This window comes from Pseudomonas sp. NBRC 111127 (assembly GCF_001320345.1).
Lineage (GTDB): Bacteria > Pseudomonadota > Gammaproteobacteria > Pseudomonadales > Pseudomonadaceae > Aquipseudomonas > Aquipseudomonas juntendi.
On sequence record NZ_BCBD01000347.1, the window covers coordinates 1 to 605 of the forward strand.

Consider the following 605-nt stretch of genomic DNA (forward strand, 5'->3'; position numbering starts at 1 on the left):
GATCGGCCAGCCTGCGTCCGTAGCTGTGACCGATACGCAGAGCCCGGTTACTGCTCAGCTCACTGTGGATAACACCACTGTGGCCGAAGGTGGCCAGATCACTTACACCGTGACCCTGGTCAGCGCCGATCCGAGCCTGCCAGTGACCAACCACAAGGGCCTGACCTTCACCCTGACTGACGGCACTACTGTGACTGTCAAGGCAGGCGAGGCTACCGGCTCGGTTACCGTCACTGCGCCAGACAACGTCTACGTCAACGATCCAGTCACCATCACCCAAGGTTTGACCAAGGTCGAAGGCGCTGGCGCCGATCAGTTCGAGCAGCTGAACCTGGGCAAGGATACTGTCAGCACAGTAGTCACCGATGAGCCAGGCACTCCGGGTAACCCGGGCGGCAACAACGAAGGTGACTTGGTCAAAGTCACCATCGTGGCCGATCAGGTTTCGGTCAACGAAGCCACAGAACCTACCTTCACCGTCACCTTGAACAAGGCTTTGGACAAGCCGTTCACCGTAACCCTGAGCACCGGTGCGACCCTGACCTTCGCAGCAGGCGAGACCACCAAGTCCTACGCCGCTCCGGCGCAGGGCGATGACGTGTTCA

General features: G+C 60.0%; 1 protein-coding gene. It reads left to right on the forward strand.

Annotation, left to right across the window (positions count from 1 at the left end; translation table 11 throughout):
* Positions 1–605: immunoglobulin-like domain-containing protein (locus APH30_RS29285; protein ID WP_177333818.1), on the forward strand; the 605-nt coding region annotated here is incomplete at both ends.